Genomic DNA, 22083 nt, shown 5'->3' on the forward strand with positions numbered 1-22083 from the left:
TATATATTGCAGCATTACAACACTAAGCGGGGCCATAGTTATAACAACTATTTACCGCCAGTGGTGATGGAAGCAGCCGCTTAATTTAAACACCTATAAAGGTGTACAGTTTTACTTGACCACTTCACTCAGCCCAATAGCCGTCATCTCGGAAGTTGAGGCACGAGGCTATCCGTGATCTACTAAACGCGTAATCGAGCCTCAAAGACATCAATTAAACACATTAAATTTCGCAGATAAACATAAACACTACAACATATGGACAGGTAGATCTCCTATCGCCCTCACTGACATTAACTGTATGGAATGACGATAATCAGCCTTGATATAGCATAATGATTATCTATTTTTTAAAGAAAAAGTTATGGGTGTCCTATGTTCTTCAACTGATCCAATATGCCTTTATGTTAGCAGGGCAACTGACGTTGCCCTCACAACAAAAAGTTGTCCGTTTAACGGCACAACCCTTTTGTCCATGCTGTCAGCATGTCATGCAATTGGCGGGGATTTTTCGACCCAGATAAAAACGTAAAAAAATAAGGATAATGGCATTAACGCGTAATAATTAAAGAGGATCTAATTATAAATCAATGAATTAAATTAATTGGTTCACGCCAAGGATAACGCTCGACTTCTTTTCAGCATCACCCTTCATGACATTCACAATATTTACTTATATAAGGTTTGCTAGGGCTTGTCCAACACTTGAAGAGGTGTCGGCTGCGCGACACATATCCTTATTTGTTATATTTTTTTTACTGGGTGTTCATACTTTTCGTTTACATGTTTTTGATAATATCTAGATAATTTATAGGTCAGTTGATGAACATTGTAGATACAAGGAGCCCATGCTTCCATATCGGTGTTACCCAACTGTGCTAAACTTTGCAGTTGAGGGGATGTTATACTAAATGAGCAGTTTCTAATCTCATTAAGTACTTTGACTAAACCAGTGTCAACATATGGAAGATATCTCATTACCTCATCAATACTCTTCAAAGCAAAAGTCCAATTGTTATAACACTGATACCCAAAATCTCTTTGAAAAATCTGGGTTCCACCATTGTGGAATTGTTTTTGTATGAGTTTAGGGTTAAATGACTTACAAGCTTCCTTAAATTCCGCTTCTGTAAAGTTTGCAATATCAAACATCTTTTGACTTTCAATATGAATGTTATGAACTATAGAGTGGATTCTAGAAATAACAGAAGCCACATGCCTTTCTAACTCTGGAGATAGATCATTTTTCTTTTGTTGTTCGGGAAGATAGACAACAATTATATAAAAAATACAACTAACTAGAATACCAATCGACAAGTTAAACACTATACTGTTTCCAGATAACGAGTTAACAAACATAGGTTCAAGGAAAGTACCACTGAGACAGTTTAAAATTGGCTCATTAGCTGCCACTAAAATTAAAAGGAATGAAACAACCATTGCCAATGCAAATAAATATTTAGATAAATTTCTCATAACTCACTCAAAAAAATATAACAACTTATTATATTAACAACTTGCCCGAATTTGTTCTTTGAGCATGCGCCCGTATTTATCTCGCAATAATATAAAAACATTATAAATCAGATACTTTTTTACCTATAAATCCTGATAGTAATCACAAAATCGGGCACTACCATCTAGTTTCCAATTTTTCTACTAACAAGAACATAGGACAGCCATATCTTTACTTTATAAATTCAATACGCTGTGAGTAAATTCTCTATATCCCTCTCAATAATTCTCGATTAGAAATGACAGTAGGCAGATAAAAAATTATGGGTGTCCAGCTTTACTGGGTTCTTATTGGCGTCTTTAAGGCTCAAGCGCGCAATGATTAGATCACGGATAGCTCGTACCTTACTTCCGAGATGACGAATAATAAACCGTGTTATTTTTCAACAGAGCGTAATAACAAGTGATAGGAAATCTAATGATTTAAAAAATGGTCAGCTAATTATTAGGATTGATATAAATTTGAGTTTCAATAAATATACGCCCGACTTTACTTCGTATAGATTACAACTTAACCATTCAGTCAAAAGTGTAACTAAATAGCCTTATTATTTTAATTTTTTGCGAGCTAGGATACAAAACACCACTACTAATCGTTGTCTAATCTCACCCTATAAAAATATTTTAATAATCATACGATTGTATAGCTAGCGAAGATAGATATGAACAATATAACGATAGCACCATCACAAGCTACAATAGCATTAACAACAGATTTGCTTGTTGCTCAAGTAAACGCTGAACTGACCTTACACCCTCTTGATTTAGTCAAAATAAAAGGCTCATATTCACAATTTTTTGCTTATTTTCATGCCAAATTAGCACCGTCTATTGATGGTTGGGTTGATATGGTGAACCGCGATAAGACTACTTTGACAAACCTGAATAGTGACTATGGCTATTTTGCTTTTGCGCATTACCTCGCACGCCAGTATGATCCTACACGCTGGTCAGAAGAAGTGATGGTGATGACAAAGGGATTTATTAATATCACCGAGAATGAAATATCATTTAATACTATTAATATTTATCATATTTACGATTATCTGGTAACTGAATTACTGGATATTAATGATTTAAAACACCAGTTACGGCATTTATTGATTACCGATAATATTAACTATTTATACCGAAATACTCCGCCTTGTATCCACAGATATGCTATTAATGATTCAAAAAATATAACAAAACGTATTCAGCAGAATATCTGTTTCTTATTCATGTTATATATCAAGACAATCGCAACAACGACACAAACAATGATTAACAGTAAATAAACACTGATATCAATCTCCACATCATTCCTGATTTTGAATATTAATGAATGATGTGGTGATAGTAATCAATAACAGTCTTAACGGGGTTATCTTACAGTAGCTGTCTTAGTTTATGTTCAACTAATGGATCGTTAGGAACCAGTTGCTGCGCCATCTCTAGCAATTGAATCGCATCTTGTGGGTGATCATCTTGATGTTTCAAGGCAATATCAATCAAAGGTTGTACATCAATTTGAGCTTGATGCTCTTGTACATGCGCTTCTTTTTCATCAATCAAAATATTATGCGCTTTACTCAATAACCCTAATCGGTGCTCTGAATATGCATTGGCCTTACTTAGGCTTTGATAATAATCTTCTTTAAAGCGTAATGTTTTTGTTTGTTGACGAAACTGGGCAATATCAAGTTGCTGATGGCGAATAAAATCGACGGCAACCTGCTTATAAAAACCAAATTTATTGAGGTAAGTGGCATGCGTGCCATGTCCCATTCCAAACACACGTAAATGGGTCAATTCTGGATAACGTTTGGCGTGTAAGCGATCAATATTATTGGTGGGATCATAAATAATATAGCCTTTAGCTTTACCTAAATTAAGATCATGATAATCCCCTTCCCAATCAAATTGCTGCGCTAGTTCAGTACTAGAGCGATTATCCCACGGAGCTATGGTTTTATTCTTAGTACTCACTGGATGAAATAATAAAACTTGATCAAGTTGCAATAAATTGGCAAAAGCACCCACTGCGAAACCACCGCGACTTAGACCATAGCCTAAACGATAGCTAAACGATTCAAGTAACGTAGTTAACTGTTCAAGAAAGAAAATTAAGTTACGACTACGAAACAAATTACTCTTTCCTAAATGTTGAAAAGAGATAACATTCACGTTCTGTTTTTTAGCGAGGTGGAATCCCCAAGGTGCAAAATTCTCATCAATATCGTGCTGTTGTACGTTGGTTCCCGCAGGCGAAAATGTAAACAGTAGCGGCTTATTTATATCAACAAACTCATACTTAACAAACACATTATCAAGTAAGTCCCCTCCTGACATTGGAAGTTGCGCTTGCTGCTGTGAACGAGAGTGTGTTAGCCACTCATCTAACCAATACAATAATTTCATTTTACCTACCTTTAAAAACAACCGCGGGATTGTAGCAAAGATAGGAATTAAACGAAAATTTTAGTTAGAACACTAATCATTTAATTTAACTCGCTCGATTTTAAAGATAAAAATATTCCATACTATTTTTTACTTTTTAATGAAAAATAAACCAAATAATCTTGACCTGTCTATAGCTTTACACTTCATACTAGCCAAATATTAACAATACACATATACACATCGGATCCGTCATGTATTTGATTTCAGAATTAGCGACTAAAGCAGGAATATCACGTACCACGCTACTTTATTATGAGAAGCAAGGGCTCATTAAAGGCCACCGACTGGATAATGGATATCGTCATTACAGTGAAAGCGATTTGCAACGGTTATTTTTAATTAAACAACTTCAAAGCGCAGGCTTGACGCTAAAAGAATGTCAAAGCTGCTTAGAAGCAAAGTTGGATAAAAATATTTTATTCGAGCGATTAGCTCAGCTGACAGAAGACATTCAAAAAAAGACCCAAGCGCGTGAACTGTTATTAGGGTTACTTGGGGAACGATCACAGCGAGAATTACACAGTTCTTTAAGTAAAAGTGCACCCAATGTTCACCTTAACTGGCTCAACACGCAAGGCTATGATGAAAAAGAAGCTCTCAGACTAAAGTGGTTATCAAAAGACATGAATGAACACAATGCGTACATGAACGATTTTATGACAATATTTACACCATTAGAGCAATGGGCTCCGGGTAGTAAACAAGATACCTTAAATGCCATATCACTGATGCCTAATCAGCAAATGCGCCGTATTTTAGAAATTGGCTCAGGCAAAGGCGGATCGACAGTATTACTGGCTAATAATACCGATGCACATATTACCGCGGTAGATAATGAACCCGTTGCAATTGAACAACTTAATCAAAAAATCAAAGACTCACAATTGGTCGATCGTATATCACCTGTTTGCGCATCAATGACAGCTCTACCCTTTAAAGCCAAGAGCTTTGATGCTATTTGGGCTGAAAGTTGTGTTTATATTATGGGTATGGAAAATGCGCTTCAACAATGGAAACCGTTATTAAAAGATAATGGTATTCTGGTCGTCAGTGATTTGGTTTGGCTTACTGATATGCCTGATGAAAACGTTAAACAATTTTGGCTGTCCAATTATCCCGATATTCAAACGATACCTACAAGGCTCAAGCTATTTCAGGCTCAAGGTTATGACGTAATAGCGCACTTTTCTCTGGGAATTGAAGCTTGGCAAAATTACTGGTTACCACTTAAAGCAAGAGTTGAAGCATTACAGCCAACCATGCCAACCTCTCAAGCATTACTGGATGTAGAACAAGAAATTGGTATTTATGAAACCAGTGTTGCCAAAGATTTCACCTATCATTACTTTATCGTAAAACCGAGTAAATAAAGCTTATGAGCACACCATCATTAGTTGATTTAGGTTTACGTCCCTTTTTCCAACAACAATTATCGTTAGAAGAAGTCGCAAACTGTTTCCTTGGACGAATCATTGAACAACATAAATCCGACGTGATTATCTTAGCTGGCGATGATGCACTAAGGTATAAGCTACCACCAAATTTTGAGGCAATATGTGTTGGCGACTGGGTGGTTTTTAATCAAAACAGATTGGTTCGCGTTCTTGAAAGGCAATCCCTTTTTCAGCGAAAAGCCGCAGGCAGTGGCCGAGACCGCCAACTTATTGCAGCAAACCTCGATGTGGTATTTATCATTAGCTCACTTAACGACGATTTTAATTTAAATCGAATCGAACGTTATTTAGCGCTGGTAAAAGAAACCCATGCCGAGCCTGTTGTGATCTTAACCAAAGCTGATTTATGTGATGACGTAGAAGATATTCGCCAACAAGTTCAACAGTTAGACTCACTATTAAGTGTTCATTGCGTTAATGGGCTTGCCCACAATAACCTCTCCGCATTAAAAAGTTATTGTCAGCGTGGTAAGACCGTCGCCTTTTTAGGTTCATCTGGCGTGGGTAAATCGACACTGGTCAATAATCTACTTAACCATAATGAAATGGAAACCAATGCGATTCGAGAACAAGACAGCAAAGGACGTCACACAACAACCTACCGTACTATAAAATGGCTACCTGAAGGCGGACTGTTGATGGATACCCCAGGAATGCGAGAACTACAACTTAGTGATGTAAAAGAAGGGATAAAACTCACATTTGCTGATATTGAATCTCTTGCCACTGAGTGTCGATTTAAAAATTGTCAACATCAAAATGAACCGGAATGTGCAGTAATCAGTGCCGTTGAAAGTGGTGCATTATCAGCTAGAAGACTGGATAACTTTCAAAAGCTATTACGCGAAGACGCACACAATAGTGCGACATTGGCACAAAAAAGAGCAAAAGATCGCACCTTTACTAAAATGGTCACCGCCATTCAAGATCAAGCGAGGTCGATAAAAAAATTCAAATAAAGAAAAAACAGCATTATCAGCTTGACCTTCCCTGTAGTGGAAGCTTTATATTGTCATTCTAATAATAAACACACATCGAGCTCATCATGAAAAAATTATCTTTAGCTATTGTTTTGTCAGCACTACTTTCTACCACTGCATTTGCAAGTGAAAATGTAGCCGATCACAGTAATGTAATGCCAACTAAAACTATCATTAGTCTACAAGCATCACAAACGATGATGACAGACTCTATGGCGGCAATGGCAGGTATGCATACGTTAAAATTAACGGGTGATCCTGATTTAGATTTTGTGGCGGGTATGCTTCCTCACCATGAAGGTGCGATTGTGATGAGTGAATCAATTCTACCAACACTGACTAACCCTGCGGTGCATAAATTAGCGCTTAATATTATTAAATCACAAAAAGAAGAAGTGGTTTATATGAAGCATTGGCTAGCAACACACAAAGAAATACCACTAGCACAACGTGATATTGCTAACTCACAAGAAATGATGACCAAATCAATGAAAATCATGCACAACATGATGGAAGTTAAATTAACTGGTCATCCAAATGTTGATTTCGTTGCAGGTATGATCCCTCACCATGAAGCAGCAGTAGAAATGGCAGAAGTCATCATGCCTTATCTAAAAGATCAATCAACAAAGACTTTCGCACAAAATATTATCAAATCACAACAACAACAAATTAGCTTTATGAAAACATGGCTAAAAGATAATACACCAGCGGCAGTGCCTGCGAAGTAAATAAGATCACACTTATTTATACATAAATCCGACTTAAATAAGTCGGATTTATTTTATTTGTTTTTAATCAATCGAAAACTCTCGATATTGACCACGTTCAAGCCCAGCTACCGATAAATACCCTACCGACACACGATGCAGTGCTAATACTTCATTTTGAAAAAAGCCAAACATACGTTTCACTTGGTGGTACTTCCCTTCAACCAATGAAAGCCGAGCTTGATACTCTGAGACGATTTCTAAATGCGCGGGCTTAGTGGTGATATCTTCATACCTAAAATAAATACCCTCTTTAAACACGGTAATATATTCCTCAGTGACAGACTTTGATAAAGTCACTTCATATACTTTTGCGAGTTTGGTTTCAGGTAAACTTATTTGACGTGACCATGCGCCATCGTTAGTTAACAACACTAATCCTGTCGTATTAAAATCTAACCGTCCAACAATATGTAGCTCATCTTTTTGAGGATGATCAATTAAATCTAATACAGTTGTATGCTTAGAATCTTTGGTCGCACTGACAATACCTTGCGGCTTATTCAACATAATATAAATCGGTTTATTATCTTGAAGGCTGTGACCATCTAATTCAACATGCATAAATTGAGTCACTTTTTGATGCGTTGAATGTGCGACATCTCCATCCACGATGATTCTTTTCTGAGCAACCAAAAGACGAGTGTCTGACATGGAATAAATACTATTTTGACTAATAAAACGATCGAGCCGAGTGGTAGAAGATTTCATAACATAACGATATCCACAGAACGTAAAAAAATTATTTAAAAAATACACTTTTTAATTGATGAACATTTTTACATATAACAACAAAAATAGAACAGCTATATTTTAAAAATTAATGTTCAGGTGTGCTTGATGTTATTTACTTTTAATAACAATTTAAATATTGATTAATTATCATGGGCTAAATATGATATTATTCTGTTAAATATTTCACCATAGAGTTAATTTTTGAAATTCTCACTCTTACAATATAAGCGTCAAACACTCGCTTCATGGTCACTGATTTTAGTGAGTATTGTGCTATTGGTGTGTATTTCTCAAAATTTAGGCTTCTCTACATTATGTTCTTTAACGCCGACAACTGACGCAACTGAACAGCTTCAATCTCATCCACAAACGCACTCAGAGATAGACACGCAATGCAGTAATAGTGAGCATCTTGTTAATGCCAACACGATTAACATTGATTTTGCGATTCCGATGTTTATCCTCGCCCTTGTTGTTATTGCAGCGATATTAAAGCAATCGGGTGTTAAGTACTTCCCTCCTGAGCCAACAACCTCCTATGGTGTACGGCGACATTTAGCTTTTTGTACCTTTCAAGAATAAACACAATCAGGGTCTGAAGATCGAACATTATTACGCCTTAAAAAACCAAGGTATCATAGTGTGATAACAGCCCCTCCTAATACTTATATCTTTTTATATAATTATTCACGGAGCAACATTGTGTTTAAAAATCAAATTATTAGTACTGTTTTATTTACGGTATCGTTAGTATCAGTGCTATTTCTAGCGACGATCCCTGTCGCTACGCCATCGCTAAAAACAAGCATGTTAACCCATCCACCAGCACAACTCTGTTTAATGCTAACGGAATTACTCAACCACGATACGGCGATGCAAACACTAGAATTTGGAAGGGGAAAATAATAATGACAACTAAAAAAAAACAATCTAAAAAAGCGACCAATGTAGCAACTAAGCTATGGCTAAAAGCAAAAGAAATCATAAAACTGGTGCTTATTTTATCACTCTTTTTTATCGCTATAGATGCTTGGCGCAGTAAAGATATGCCATCAGACGTGATCCCTACATTAGCGGCAAATACACTGGATCAGCAATGGGTTGATATAAAAAAGATGAGTCATGAAAAACCCGTATTACTCTATTTTTGGGCGACATGGTGCTCAGTGTGTAAACTGGTTAGCCCTAGTGTTGATTGGCTTGCGGATAATCATCAAGTGGTATCGGTTGCGGTTACATCTGGCGAGAATCAACGGGTTGCCCAATTTATGAAGTATAAAGAATACAATTTCCCAGTCATCAATGATCCAACAGGTAAAATTGGGCGAGAATGGGGCGTTACTGCGACACCTTCAATCATAATCATTAAAAATGGTCAGATTTCATCAATAACAACCGGTGCAACAACCCCGATAGGCTTGTGGTTACGGCTGATTTTTGCTTAACCACGCTATAAATCAGTTCATTGTTACTACCAACGATGGATGTTGGTAGTAACTTATGCAATAACTATTGTTGTAAAATTAACCGTTAAAAAACAGCCTGATTAACGCTTAAATTTATCGGCCCATTGAGGCCATATAACCGCAAGATCCATGTATTCTTCGATAGTATCAGCAATACGATCAATGCCTTGTTCTCGAATTTCATCAAAATCAGGAGTTTGGGTCGCTTCTAAACCAGCCCAACGTAAAATAGCATCACATGCACCTTGTTGTTCGAAAATACCATGCAAATAGGTGCCAAACACTTGATCATCACAACCTAATTGGCCATCAGGACCATCGGTTAACTGTAATGGTGCATTGGCACTCACACCTTGAGTAACACCCGCATGAATTTCATAACCTTTAACGGTAACAGGCATTTGATTAGGCATGGTTAGTGTGCCCTCTGTTTGTTGCAGGCATTTGTTTTTCTCAATGGTGGTAGCAATAGATAAATACCCTAAACCTTGGCTAACCCCCGCTTCACCTTCAATGGCATGTGGATCAGCAATGGTTTCACCTAACATCTGATAACCACCACAAATACCCATCACTTTGCCGCCTAAACGCAAATGACGTTGGATCTGTTTATCCCAACCTTGTTCACGTAAGAATGCTAAATCACTGCGAACACTTTTAGTGCCTGGAATAATGATCAAATCGGCGGCAGGAAAAGGCTGACCTTTGCCGACAAACTGCAAGTTAACTTGAGGATGCATGCGCAAGGGATCAAAATCAGTATGGTTACTCACGCGGGTTAAAACAGGCACTACCACCTTTAATTGATGATCAGCTGCTTCAACTTGCTGACAATTAATCGCATCTTCGGCTTCTAACATTAAGCCATGCAGATACGGTAAGACACCAAGTACGGGTTTACCTGTTTTCTGCTCTAACCATTCTAAGCCCGATTCCAGTAACTTGATGTCACCACGGAAACGGTTGATAACAAAACCTTTGACGCGTGCTTGTTCTGATTCAGACAATAACGCTAACGTGCCATAAATATGAGCGAACACCCCACCGCGATCAATATCGGCAATGATGATCACGGGCACATCGGCTTTTTCAGCAAAGCCCATGTTCGCCACATCATTTTCACGTAAGTTGATTTCAGCAGGACTACCCGCACCTTCAATAACAATGGTTTGATACTGTTGTTGCAACAGTCCGAATGATTCCATAATCGGCGTCATTACCACTTTCTTGTAGTTATGAAAACCCACGGCATCCATATCAGCTAAAGCGTGGCCTTGTACGATCACTTGTGCACCAACATCAGTATTGGGTTTAAGCAAGACAGGATTCATATGCACGCTAGGCTCAATACCACAGGCTTGAGCTTGAACGGCTTGTGCTCGCCCAATCTCACCGCCATCTTTGGTCACAGCGCTGTTTAATGCCATATTTTGTGATTTAAACGGTGCAACACGAATACCTCGGCGTGCCAACACGCGACATAATCCTGCCACCAGCACACTTTTACCTGCATCTGACGTCGTACCTTGTACCATTAATGCACGTGTTGTCGATTGTAATGTATCCGTCATTTCCTAATTCCATGTTGATATAATAAGGGAGAGTAACCACAGATGATGGCTATCTATAAGTCGCCAATCATCTTAGCAACTGATCATGTGGATAATAAATCATAAAAAATACGTTTGAATAATCATCAATCTGGTGTATATGATAACGATTATCATTTTTTATCACTTCTTTTTTATGAATTATCTTATTTTACCGACCATGTTGGTATGGCTATTGTTGGCAATTAGCATCGGTTGTGCGTTAACAAAAACAACGTCTTGGCGCATACCGCTACTACTGACCTTGATCACCGCAGTGATGTTGAACATCTTAACGGTGATTGGCGCTGCCATTATGGTCAGTGGTATCGTGATTGCCCGTTTTACCGCTCAACAACAATCTAAGCCACTGATCTATGCAGGTCATATGGTTGTTGTTTTGTGGATCATTGGGTTAATTCTGCACTTGTACCCTGGTATCAATAATTTATTGGTACTTGATCACGTCAATAGTGGCCCACTTAGTCGACCGTTTACGCTTTACTTTAATATCGATAAACCCATGCTTATTTTTGCACTGCTACTACTCGTGCCCAATATAGTAAGCAATAACGAATATAACTGGCATCATCTTTCGCTCTCACGCATGCAAAAAAGTATTATTGGTGGCGGATTAATCACATTACCGTTATTAGCATGGGCATTACAACTGGTACAGCCTGAATTCACCTTGCCGTCATGGTGGTGGATCTTTGCGATTAATAATTTGATATTTACGTGTGTTGCCGAAGAAGTGCTTTTCCGTGGTTATATTCAAAGACTGCTATGTAAGAAATTAGCACCACCGGTGGCGATTATTATTGCGAGTGTTTTATTTGGACTTGCGCACTTTGCTGGTGGGCCATTATTTATCATTATTGCGACATTGGCTGGCATACTTTATGGTTTAAGCTATTATTGGACTAAGAAGATAACGGTCGCAATCGTGGTTCATTTTGCATTTAACTTACTCCATTTAATCTTTTTTACTTACCCTCTGCCCTTGTAATAATGCAAAATAAAAAGGCTTTTCACCTTACTTTGAACACCGCCACACAATCTTCATCAACATAAAACAGGGATAAGGAACAGGATGAATGTCAAAAATATTGCTCATAAATGTCCTCAACAATCCTAATATATTACTGAATGTTGATGAAAAAATTAGTTATCAAATTATTACTGAAGCTCGTCACCTATCGTTATTAGGGCAATTAAAGGCGTGTTGTGATCGAGCGCACATCGAACACGATCTTCCTCTGCACACCCAGCAACAATTATTGTCTGGGTTTCACAGCTATCAAAAACAACAACAACAATTATTACTTGAACATCAACATCTCACTGAACAATTACAAGGGGTTATTAGCTCATGGCGTTACTTACGCGGTAGCGCACTACAGTTCCTTAATAACGATATGTTTGCTGGCAGAATCAAAAATAATATTGATATTTACGTTCCACAACAACATGTTGCTAACGTTGAAAAAACGCTATTAGATAACGGCTGGCGTTATAAAAATATCGCTGATTATGAAGAAACGTTTTATCGTCGTTGGGCACAGCAAACCACGCCATTGATCCACAAACAACGCCGTACTGAGCTGGCGATTCACTTTCAATTATTACCCAAAACATTGATCAATAAACTCGATCCAACGCCTTTGTTACACCACCATTTATCGCCGCCATTGTGCGAGCCTGCAACATTACTATCGCCAGATGCGATGGTGCTTCATCAAGCGATTATGTTATTTCATCAAATTGATTATCATTATGGCTTACGGGATATTTACAGCTTATATTTACAGTTTGTTTATTTTAGTAAAGACGCGACTTTTTGGCATAATTTAATTCAACTTCACCAACAAGTCGGCAATGATAATAGCCTTTATCTCGCCGTTAGTTTATGTCAGCGTTTATTTAATTTAACTGTTCCTGAAAATGTATTAACCTATTTTAAACAACAAAAATCACATCAATTATCCTATTGGCTCTATCAACAACGGTTTATTGATGCGTTTATTTACCAATTTCCTTTGCACCGCAACATGGGTTATCGTGATGCGGTTAAATCACTGCGGTTTCGTGGCCGTTTAAAACAAATGCCGATCTACTCTATTGTGCCGCATATTATTAAACGATTAATTGTTAATAGTATTCCGCATGACGATGAAGAAGTGATCAACTAAATACGACTAACTTCCAATTATCATTATTTGATACCTAATAAGACAGGCGCGCGTAAGAATTCTCATGTTACTATGCTAAGCCATTCTCAAGGAAGGAAGAAGAATTTGGATAACATGCTGTTTTACAAAACATACCCTCATAAACAAAGTAAAGAGTGGGTCGTATTTGTCCATGGTGCGGGGGGAAGTTCTGCTATCTGGTTTAAGCAAATAAGAGCCTACAAACAGCATTTTAATTTACTTTTATTAGATTTGCGTGGTCATGGTAAATCTAACACCATGTTTCAAGATGTAATGGATAACCAATATACATTTAAAATGGTGACCAAAGATATTATCGATGTGCTTAATCACCTTAAGATTGAATCAGCCCATTTTGTCGGCATGTCATTAGGTACCATTATTATTCGTCATCTAGCAGAACTTGCGCCAGAACGGGTACAAACAATGACATTAGGTGGCGCGATAACGCGTTTAAATACACGATCTCAAGTGTTAATTAGTTTGGGCAATCTGAGCAAACATATCCTGCCTTATATGTGGTTATACCGTATATTTGCTTATGTCGTTATGCCACAAAAAAACCAACGTCAATCTCGCCATTTATTTATTCGAGAAGCTAAAAAACTCTGCCAACAAGAATTTAAGCGGTGGTTCAAATTAGCGACAGATGTTAACCCGATTATGAAATACTTTAAGGAAAAAGAACTTGTCATCCCAACCCTATATTTAATGGGTGAGCATGATTATATGTTTATTAAATCCGTTAAAGAGATGATTAAACGTCATCAAAATAGTGTGTTAACCCAATTATCAAATTGTGGTCATGTGTGTAATGTCGAACAACCAGAAGCATTCAATCATCATTCAATTGAATTTATTCAACTGCACAGCCAACCACCACTAGCGCACTAATAAAATAAGCCACAGTGAGGCATTGCACACTCACTGGGCTTAGAATCTGAATGTTACGCAGGTAATACTTTACTTAAAAAACGCTGTAATTGTTCAGTCACAAATTGCGGTTGTTCAAGGTTACTAATGTGCCCTGCATCAGGAATAAGCACATATTCACTGCCATCAATCGCATCATGCATTAATTGTGCTTCAAGTGGTGGACGTGGATTATCTTCCAAGCCTGACATAATTAATGTCGGAACGGTAAGCTGCTCGATATCATCAAACGTATCACGACGCCCAAACACCATACGTCCCATATCAGACACTGCCACTGCGCGATCACCTTGTAACTGTGCAAGAGAATGACGGAATGCACTGACTAACTGCGGATTATGCAAGTGACCATCACGACGGAAAAATAATGGTGCAATCATATCAATCAATGGCGCAGGAACATGTTGCTGATCGCGTAAAGTATCTAACATCGCAAAATATCTCGCGTGCATTACTTCTGGCTCATAGCCTAAGAAGGTATCCATTAGCACTAATGCCGTCACTCGCGCAGGCGCTTTAAGGGCTAATTCTGCACCCCACATGCCTCCCACAGACAAACCAATCACAGCAAATTTTTCAATCTCTAAGTGATCCAATAATGCCAACACATTATCAGCATAATCACGTAATGTACGTGTTGCTGAAGGCGCACTGTCAGATCCACCATGCGCCCAAAAATCTGGCACAATACAACGATAATGTTGGCTTAACTCCGCGATCTGCGGTGCCCACATTGCACTATCCCATAAGTAGCTATGACCAAAGACAAGCACAGGACCTGTTCCTTGATCACGGTAAGTCATCTGCTGACCATCAATAGCGAATGTTTGCATTGCCGGTATCCTTTCTTGGTTAACACGTGTAGTGAATGTTACTTCGTTATTTTATTATTACGCCCAAATAATACATCTGGGATATCGCACATTATCATAACCGTTACGCCATTGATGTAACTCGGTATTTATTTCGAATGTTGGTTAACCCTTGACGGTAAAACACCCAAGCACAGAGTCCAGCGGCAATATTACCTAACATTGCACCAGTGAACAGCCCCGACAAACCCGAGTAATGCGCACCAATCCATAATACGGGTAAATAGCACACAAATAATCGTAATGCAGAAATCAACAACGCACGCATCGGTAATCCCATCGCATTACAGACGGAAACCATCAGCATGCAAATACCTAATGCACCAAGGCTAATAGGCACTCGCGTTAAGTGGATCATTAAAATTTGTTGTACTGAGGTATTGGTTGTTAATAACTGGGCTAACGGTTGAGCACTTAAAAAGAGTATGACGGCAATAACAACTTGCCAAACCAAGATAAAACGCACCGCAATCATGATCAATTTTTCAATGCTGACAATATCTTTACGACCAAGTAAACGTCCCACCATCGGTGGCATCGACATGGTTAATGCAAGCACAATCACTAATGAAAAGAACTCTAATCGCGAGCCTAATGCCCAAGCAGCAACGGTTGCCGCACCAAAACCAGCCACCAGCTTTGTGGCTAAAATAGCAGAAACAGGGGGTAATAGTTGGCTTAGCATTGCTGGTGCCATAATGTGAACTAATTCTTGAATCGCTTTATAAACCGCAAGCCCTCGCCAATCAAAACTCAACCATTGACGTTTAATCAATAATGGAAACACAACTAGCATACCAAGGCTGAACGATACAATCGTCGCCCATGCCGCACCATTGATACCCATATTAAAGGTAAACATAAACAGTGGATCTAAACCAATATTAATCACACTGGTGATCACCATCATAATGCCGGGTAACAAGGTATTACCGTTGGCACGGCAAATACTGTAGGCAAAGTATACCATCGAGCCACACCATGCACTTGTTAGCCATACGGGCCAATAGCTATCAATAACACCAAAGACATTATCAGGCGCACCAAGTAACCATAACAACTGATGACGACCAAACCAGATTGCCGCACACAGCGCCATGATGCCAATATCACCAAGAATCACCACTACCCCGCCTAATTGACGCGCTCGATGATGATCATTATTACCTAATACCCGTGAAATTAAGGCGGTAGTTGCAATCCCTAATCCGACTTGTAATCCAATAACAAGCATTTGCATCGGTAATGTAAAACCTTGCGCGGCAAGAGGTAAAATTCCAAGCTGACCGATAAATGCACTATCGACTAATTGAAAACTCATCAGTGACAATACACCGAATAACATTGGCCATGTCATGGTGAATAATTGATGCGCTAAGCTGTGAGAATGTGAGGCCGTGATTGTTTTTGCGTTCATAATAATAGCTTAAATAAAACGTTAGCAAAAAGCACCGAGCATCTGCTTCAGCCTTGTACTTCATACCAATAAAAAATCCCCGCCATATAGCGAGGATTCAAAGAAATGACATTATAACGTAAATTAACGAATAACTAATTTAACAAGATCGGCAGGACGATAATAAACAGATTTTAAGACTTTACCGGTACGGATCAGCTTGCCATTAACTTCAACATCTTGTGCACATTTAGCAATGATATAATCGCCTTTAGTACTCGCCATTAATGCAACACCTTGCTTGGCGTAAAAAGCATCAGTCTCGTCATATTGTTGCTGGTTGCAGCAGACTTTACTCATATTACTTGAGTGGACTTCATTCCAGCAATCAATGAACGTAAACCCTAAGCGCTCAGACATCTGCAATAAAATATCAATCAAATAACTAATACCAATATTATCAGTGATTTTTTTATCGCCTAAATGCACCAAACGTCCCATAAGAACATAAACAGAATCAACAATCGCATCGGCTTGTTCAACCAATGAATCCGCTTCTGCAAGCTCTGTCATCTCTTCAACGGCTAAAGAGGTATGTAACGCATCAGCTTGAGCATCTAAACTGGCTGGATTTTCAATATCTAAGTCAAAGGTGGAACGAAACTCTCGAATATCGCTGTAAAGGTGATCGAAAAGGGGTTGGTCTAGCGTAGAAAGTTTCATTCGAATATCCTTGTTTCAGATTTAAGGGGCAAACGTTATTTTATCATTCACAAGCGCAGTGTTATTCTCAATAAAATGACGCAACGGGCGAAGATATTAATCCAATCCGCCACCAGATACAAAACCAATTACTTAAAAATAGTCGGCTTGACGACAAAATAGACTAACCATTGTTGGCATACGCTAAAACACAACAATTGAGATATCATTATCCGTATTTAAACACTTGCGAATTAAAGTAAAGCCAATAAAATTTCACCCCTAACTCTCTATGTTGAGAGAATAATATGTAGGTTGGAGAAGTGATGATTGCAGGTCACCGTGGCGCGCGCGCAGTCGCCCCAGAAAACACATTAATATCTATGAAAGCAGCTGCTGATGCTGGCGCTACATGGATTGAAACCGATACTCAACTTTGCGAGGATCTAATCCCCGTTGTTATTCATGATAAAAGTGTTCGGCGCTGTACCAATGGTTCAGGAAGTGTTCGTCATAAACCACTCGCTGAATTAAAACAATTAGATGCAGGAAGCTGGTTTGGTACTGAGTTTGCAGATGCAACTATTCCAACGCTAGTCGAGTTACTGCAAGCTTGTGATGATTATGGGTTAAGTCTCAATCTTGAAATCAAAGTCCATTATGAAGAAGAGGTAGAACTTCAAGTTCGTAAGACTATTGAAACAATTAAAGATTATGGTTTTGATACTAATAAACTGATCCTTTCTAGTTTTTCTTATAATGCGGTTAAATACTGCTTAAAACTGTGGCCTGAAGTTCGTCGAGGGCTGATCATTGAAGATTGGGTACCAGACATTGAGCGCTTAGATGAAAAACTTGATCTCTACAGTATTCATTTAGATCATCATTTACTGAATGAAAAATTGGCTAAAGAAATTACCGATTCAGGAAAAGTGCTTCAAATATGGACCATGAATGATCCTCAACAAGTGGATAAATTTACCCGTTGGGGTGTTAGTACTATTATTAGTGACAATCCTGGTTTATTAATTTCAGCTGCAAACAAATAATACTCATTATTTAACTGCTGTATTTACGAGTTGATAGCTTGCTTATATTGACTCGTAAAAGCTTATTTTAGCTTTCTCTCCGTGAATTCTAATCTTCTTTTCTCGCATTAATCGCTGCATTTATAATCGCCAAAAACGGAACTTTACATTTCAAAACAATATAAACAATTTATGTTTGATATCATCGAAATATAAAAATATATTTATAGAGAATATAATTTACACTTAGTTTATTTATAACTCTCTTTTATTACACATAACATCAGATAATTATGCCAACAACAGTCACACGACAACTTATTTGATACCTAGTGGAGCACAGTATTCATGTCAGCTTATGACACCGTCTGTATAATGGCAGCCATTGCAGTCTTTATCTCAATGATTAACCACCGTATAGGTAAATTTCAACCGACCATTGCTATCACGGCCTGGTCAATAGCAATTTCATTAATTCTCTTAATATTAAGTAAGTTAGGCTATATTCCTCGCAATGATGAGCATGAAGTTATTCAGATGGTACAGGCGGTCAACTTTGATGACTTCTTACTGAAAGGTGTTCTAGGCTTCCTTCTTTTTGCTGGTGCATTAAACATTAAATTGCCTCACCTTAAAGATCAAAAATTTGAAATTACATTTTTAGCACTGATCGGTACCCTCTTTTCAACCTTCTTTATTGGGATTGTGTTATGGGCATTGTTTAAACTTTTAACCATTGATATTGATTTTATTTACTGCTGCTTGTTTGGTGCTTTAATTTCACCCACCGATCCTATCGCAGTATTAGCCATTGTCAAAAAGCTCAATGCGCCACAACGTATTTCAACCCAAATAGAAGGCGAATCACTGTTTAATGATGGTGTTGGCTTAGTTATTTTTGTTACTTTGTTTGAAATTGCATTTAGTAAAACCGCCCCAACAATCTCTAGCACCGCGCTATTATTTGTCCGTGAGGCTTTAGGCGGCATTGCGTTTGGTGCAGTCATTGGGGTGGTATTCCACTTCTTAATTAAAAGCTCACATGACAATATGTTCCGCTTAATTTTAACTATATTAATTCCAACATTTGGTTATGTAGTTAGTGAACATATTGAAGTCTCAGCGCCACTTGCAATGGTGGTTGCGGGTATTATTATTGGTAACTGGACTCGTAATACAATTTCAAAGGAAGCCTCTCATCAAATATCACATTTATGGGAACTTGCAGATGAAATTTTAAATGCGGTTTTATTCTTATTGATCGGTTTGATGATGGTTACTTTCACTTTCCATGCGATTGATATCGTAGCAGTTGTGATAGCTATACCATTAGTCCTATTAAGCCGTTACCTCAGCGTTAAATCTGCTTATCAAATATTTAACCGCTACCGCACCTATAACCCATTATCGATTAAAATATTAACGTGGGGTGGATTACGTGGTGGCCTAGCTCTCGCGATGGCGATGGCAATTCCAAGTGGGATCCCAATTGGTTTTAGTCCTGACATTGATGTGAAAGAGATTATTGTATTAATGACTTATTCCGTGGTTATTTTCTCAATTATCATTCAAGGTTCAACAATCACACCAATGATTCATAAAGCCAAAGAAGAACAAGCAAAAATGGATCAAACGGCAACCAATGCTACATCAGAAATAGCTGCTTCTAATACCACAACAGAAACAACCAATAATTAGCATCACACCGACGCTGGTCTAAATTACACAATCTAATAGCCACTGTTTATTACGGTGGCTATTTTTTTATGCTGTTATTTATAATAAATAAATATGTAACAAAAATATTGACCGTCGCTAAATTAATCATATGATGATCATTACCTATTGATTAATCGTTATGATGCTTATGCGCAAAAATTACACTCTTATTGAATGGAGTAAAGATCGAATTTGGTATTGTGATATGCCATACCGCGTAGCAGGTGCGCCTATGGGTCACCGAATGACGATTATTCGATTAGATAACAACAAACTCTTCATCCATTCCCCCATTGAAATAACACCCACCTTACAGCAGCAAATTAGCCAACTAGGTGAGATTGCTTATGTCGTTATTCCTAATAAAAGTCATCATATTTATCTCTCCGATTGGTGGTTAGCCTATCCTCAGGCTTACTTTTATGCGCCACCTGGGCTCATCCATAAGCGTAGCGATCTTACCTTTGATGATGCGCTTGGTAATAAAACGCCACTTCATTGGCAAGGGCAACTACTGCAAACAGTGATCCGTGGTAGTGACAGGATGGAAGAAATTGCTTTTTGTGATCCACTCTCAAAAACACTGATTGTCGGTGATGCTTTAGCATGGATGATAGACAGTCATCATCCTCTTACTTTCACTCTTTCTGTTATTAATGGCTGTTATTTTAAGCCAGCAATGCCATGGTATTGGCGGATCACCTTTAACAATCACACCCAACTACGCCAATCAATTCAAGAGATCCTAACATGGCCTTTTGAGCGTATTATTTTGTCTCATGGAAGAGTGATAGATAACAATGCAAAAGCATATTTTTCTGCTGCATTTCAGTGGGTAATACCCCATAAATTAAATATCACAACCGTTCAATAAATAGACAAAAACACATTTATTAGCTATTTAAATGTATAAGCATTAATTTATGTGCAAGATCAATATTGCTCTTATTTTGAAGGCGCATAGTAATAAAACCACGGGGACAAATCACCCTTATTTACTCTTTTAACAATAACAAACCGTCGAGGTTAGGAGTTAATTAATGAACCTTTTTAAACTTTATTCTCGAGACATTCTTGGACTTAGTGTCGTCGGATTTTTTATATTAAGTATTCTCGGTGTTATTTTTGGTACGATTGCATTATTAAATTATGCTAGCGGTAATACCGTATTAGCCGCATCAAATATACATCTTGCGTTGTCACATATCCTCTTTGTCATTCCCGCATTGATCATTGGTCATTATATCAACCGCCCTTCTTGGGTCGCAGCCGTTGATAAAATTAAATTTACACGTGAAATAAATAATCATTCATAGTATTTAACATCGAAATCACCCTATTTATGATTGATCTGCAAATTTCTCACGTAACAACGTTACCATTGCGCGCGTTTTTTCAGGTAAAAAACGCCGTGATGGATACACAACGGTCATCATAATATCTGAGAAATTAACATCCGTTAACACTTGTACCAACTTTCCTTGTAATAAAGATTCTTGCATTAGAATATTCGGTAATAATGCAATACCTTGTCCAAACACTGCCATCTGCTGAATCATATTAATATCTTCAGACATTAACCGTAACCGCGTCCCCTCTTGTAACAAGGTTGAATTATAACGACTGGCTAATAACCAATGTTGTTGTAATTCTGCGATTGTTTTTGGCTCACTATGCTGTTTTAAATATTCTGATGATGCAAATAAACCATTACTCGAGGTTAAAAAAGCTTGTTGTACATAATCTACATTAATAATTTCAGCCATATTCGGTAGTAACTGTAGATCAATATTTTCTCTTTCTAAATCAACGCTTTTCTGTAGATAGAGTAACTCTATTCGCACCAATGGAAACTGGTTCGCGTAAGCATCTAATACTTCAGCAAACATCGGTGATGAAATAAACGATGCTGTCGCAGCTAAGCGTAAAACGCCTTGTAAACTATTTTGCTGACTTTCAAGTAAATTAACCGCGTGATTCACTTCCGTTAATGGCTGATTAATATGCTGATACAATAAGCGTCCATTTTCGGTTAATTCTATATGGCGCGTGGTACGAATTAATAACTGGCAATGAAGCGCTTTTTCTAATTCTTGTAAACGACGGCTAATTTTAGATCGTTGTAATCCATGTGCTGTTGCAGCGGCACTGATCCCGCCATGTCGTACTGTTAGCATAAATAAATACAAATCATCCATTGATGCTTTCATTAGTCCTCCTTACATTGTCCTATATTTAGCGCATAAGTGTGACACTTGTCGCAGTATTC

Annotated in this window: 22 protein-coding genes and 1 pseudogene; 15 read left to right on the plus strand and 8 right to left on the minus strand. The window is 37.9% G+C overall.

Annotation, left to right across the window (positions count from 1 at the left end):
• Window positions 1–380 precede the first annotated feature (380 nt).
• Window positions 381–524, plus strand: a pseudogene (locus CIK00_RS21755) (IS91 family transposase); the annotation flags it as partial.
• 220 nt (window positions 525–744) lie between these two features.
• On the opposite strand, the gene CIK00_RS13895 reads toward CIK00_RS21755, so the two are convergent.
• On the minus strand, window positions 745–1476 hold the full coding sequence (locus tag CIK00_RS13895; RefSeq protein ID WP_101769436.1) for a cyclin family protein: 732 nt from the start codon (window positions 1474–1476) through the stop codon (window positions 745–747).
• Window positions 1477–2177: 701 nt separating this feature from the next.
• On the opposite strand from CIK00_RS13895, the gene CIK00_RS13900 reads away from it, so the two are divergent.
• Window positions 2178–2792: a hypothetical protein gene (locus CIK00_RS13900; protein WP_101769437.1), complete on the plus strand. Its 615-nt coding sequence runs from the start codon at window positions 2178–2180 to the stop codon at window positions 2790–2792.
• A 91-nt stretch (window positions 2793–2883) separates the two neighbouring features.
• Here the strand turns inward: CIK00_RS13900 and CIK00_RS13905 are convergent, their stop codons facing one another.
• Window positions 2884–3915 carry a cytosolic protein gene (locus CIK00_RS13905; protein WP_101769438.1) on the minus strand — a complete coding sequence of 344 codons (1032 nt, stop codon included), beginning with the start codon at window positions 3913–3915 and terminating at the stop codon, window positions 2884–2886.
• 233 nt (window positions 3916–4148) lie between these two features.
• On the opposite strand from CIK00_RS13905, the gene CIK00_RS13910 reads away from it, so the two are divergent.
• The 3 genes from CIK00_RS13910 to CIK00_RS13920 all read left to right on the plus strand — a co-directional run bounded on the left by CIK00_RS13910 (window position 4149) and on the right by CIK00_RS13920 (window position 7122).
• Window positions 4149–5327: a MerR family transcriptional regulator gene (locus CIK00_RS13910; RefSeq protein ID WP_101769439.1), complete on the plus strand. Its 1179-nt coding sequence runs from the start codon at window positions 4149–4151 to the stop codon at window positions 5325–5327.
• 5 nt (window positions 5328–5332) lie between these two features.
• Window positions 5333–6370, plus strand: coding sequence for a ribosome small subunit-dependent GTPase A (gene rsgA, locus CIK00_RS13915; RefSeq protein ID WP_101769440.1), 1038 nt, complete (start codon window positions 5333–5335; stop codon window positions 6368–6370).
• Between the two features lie 86 nt (window positions 6371–6456).
• Entirely contained in the window at window positions 6457–7122 is a 666-nt protein-coding gene (locus CIK00_RS13920; protein WP_101769441.1) for a DUF305 domain-containing protein, read from the plus strand.
• A 63-nt stretch (window positions 7123–7185) separates the two neighbouring features.
• Here CIK00_RS13920 and CIK00_RS13925 read toward each other — a convergent pair whose 3' ends face one another.
• Window positions 7186–7872: a pseudouridine synthase gene (locus CIK00_RS13925; RefSeq protein ID WP_101769442.1), complete on the minus strand. Its 687-nt coding sequence runs from the start codon at window positions 7870–7872 to the stop codon at window positions 7186–7188.
• 225 nt (window positions 7873–8097) lie between these two features.
• Between CIK00_RS13925 and CIK00_RS13930 the strand changes: the two genes are divergently transcribed.
• From CIK00_RS13930 to CIK00_RS13940, 3 genes are all read left to right on the plus strand, one after another.
• Window positions 8098–8478 carry a hypothetical protein gene (locus tag CIK00_RS13930; RefSeq protein ID WP_101769443.1) on the plus strand — a complete coding sequence of 127 codons (381 nt, stop codon included), beginning with the start codon at window positions 8098–8100 and terminating at the stop codon, window positions 8476–8478.
• A gap of 120 nt (window positions 8479–8598) precedes the next feature.
• The gene (locus tag CIK00_RS13935; RefSeq protein ID WP_101769444.1) at window positions 8599–8802 is read left to right on the plus strand and encodes a hypothetical protein; all 204 of its coding nucleotides are present in this window, start codon (window positions 8599–8601) and stop codon (window positions 8800–8802) included.
• A gap of 2 nt (window positions 8803–8804) precedes the next feature.
• Complete coding sequence (locus tag CIK00_RS13940; protein ID WP_101769445.1) at window positions 8805–9341, plus strand: protein disulfide oxidoreductase; 537 nt, start codon at window positions 8805–8807, stop codon at window positions 9339–9341.
• 101 nt (window positions 9342–9442) lie between these two features.
• Here the strand turns inward: CIK00_RS13940 and CIK00_RS13945 are convergent, their stop codons facing one another.
• Window positions 9443–10933 carry a cobyric acid synthase gene (locus tag CIK00_RS13945; protein WP_101769446.1) on the minus strand — a complete coding sequence of 497 codons (1491 nt, stop codon included), beginning with the start codon at window positions 10931–10933 and terminating at the stop codon, window positions 9443–9445.
• A gap of 139 nt (window positions 10934–11072) precedes the next feature.
• Here CIK00_RS13945 and CIK00_RS13950 point away from each other — a divergent pair, with 139 nt between their 5' ends.
• The 3 genes from CIK00_RS13950 (at window position 11073) to CIK00_RS13960 (ending at window position 14058) form a co-directional block, all read left to right on the plus strand.
• On the plus strand, window positions 11073–11960 hold the full coding sequence (locus tag CIK00_RS13950; RefSeq protein WP_233426567.1) for a CPBP family intramembrane glutamic endopeptidase: 888 nt from the start codon (window positions 11073–11075) through the stop codon (window positions 11958–11960).
• Between the two features lie 88 nt (window positions 11961–12048).
• Entirely contained in the window at window positions 12049–13143 is a 1095-nt protein-coding gene (locus tag CIK00_RS13955) for a nucleotidyltransferase family protein (RefSeq protein ID WP_045038674.1), read from the plus strand.
• Window positions 13144–13257: 114 nt separating this feature from the next.
• Window positions 13258–14058, plus strand: a complete 801-nt coding sequence (locus CIK00_RS13960) for an alpha/beta fold hydrolase (RefSeq protein WP_045038684.1) — start codon at window positions 13258–13260, stop codon at window positions 14056–14058.
• A gap of 53 nt (window positions 14059–14111) precedes the next feature.
• On the opposite strand, the gene CIK00_RS13965 is transcribed toward CIK00_RS13960, so the two are convergent.
• From CIK00_RS13965 to CIK00_RS13975, 3 genes are all read right to left on the minus strand, one after another.
• On the minus strand, window positions 14112–14930 hold the full coding sequence (locus CIK00_RS13965) for an alpha/beta fold hydrolase (protein ID WP_101769448.1): 819 nt from the start codon (window positions 14928–14930) through the stop codon (window positions 14112–14114).
• 103 nt (window positions 14931–15033) lie between these two features.
• Window positions 15034–16386 carry an MATE family efflux transporter gene (locus CIK00_RS13970; protein WP_101769449.1) on the minus strand — a complete coding sequence of 451 codons (1353 nt, stop codon included), beginning with the start codon at window positions 16384–16386 and terminating at the stop codon, window positions 15034–15036.
• Window positions 16387–16509: 123 nt separating this feature from the next.
• Window positions 16510–17088, minus strand: a complete 579-nt coding sequence (locus tag CIK00_RS13975) for a nucleoside triphosphate pyrophosphohydrolase family protein (protein WP_101769450.1) — start codon at window positions 17086–17088, stop codon at window positions 16510–16512.
• A gap of 305 nt (window positions 17089–17393) precedes the next feature.
• On the opposite strand from CIK00_RS13975, the gene CIK00_RS13980 reads away from it, so the two are divergent.
• From CIK00_RS13980 to CIK00_RS13995, 4 genes are all read left to right on the plus strand, one after another.
• Window positions 17394–18116 (plus strand): glycerophosphodiester phosphodiesterase family protein, encoded by a 723-nt coding sequence (locus CIK00_RS13980; protein ID WP_101769451.1) that lies wholly within the window; start codon window positions 17394–17396, stop codon window positions 18114–18116.
• A 327-nt stretch (window positions 18117–18443) separates the two neighbouring features.
• Complete coding sequence (locus CIK00_RS13985) at window positions 18444–19793, plus strand: cation:proton antiporter (protein WP_101769452.1); 1350 nt, start codon at window positions 18444–18446, stop codon at window positions 19791–19793.
• A gap of 169 nt (window positions 19794–19962) precedes the next feature.
• The gene (locus tag CIK00_RS13990) at window positions 19963–20688 is read left to right on the plus strand and encodes a DUF4336 domain-containing protein (RefSeq protein WP_101769510.1); all 726 of its coding nucleotides are present in this window, start codon (window positions 19963–19965) and stop codon (window positions 20686–20688) included.
• Window positions 20689–20854: 166 nt separating this feature from the next.
• The gene (locus CIK00_RS13995) at window positions 20855–21130 is read left to right on the plus strand and encodes a hypothetical protein (RefSeq protein WP_101769453.1); all 276 of its coding nucleotides are present in this window, start codon (window positions 20855–20857) and stop codon (window positions 21128–21130) included.
• Between the two features lie 24 nt (window positions 21131–21154).
• Here the strand turns inward: CIK00_RS13995 and CIK00_RS14000 are convergent, their stop codons facing one another.
• The gene (locus CIK00_RS14000) at window positions 21155–22024 is read right to left on the minus strand and encodes a LysR family transcriptional regulator (RefSeq protein ID WP_101769454.1); all 870 of its coding nucleotides are present in this window, start codon (window positions 22022–22024) and stop codon (window positions 21155–21157) included.
• Window positions 22025–22083: the final 59 nt, after the last annotated feature.

The organism is Photobacterium carnosum (assembly GCF_002849605.1).
GTDB classification, from domain to species: domain Bacteria; phylum Pseudomonadota; class Gammaproteobacteria; order Enterobacterales; family Vibrionaceae; genus Photobacterium; species Photobacterium carnosum.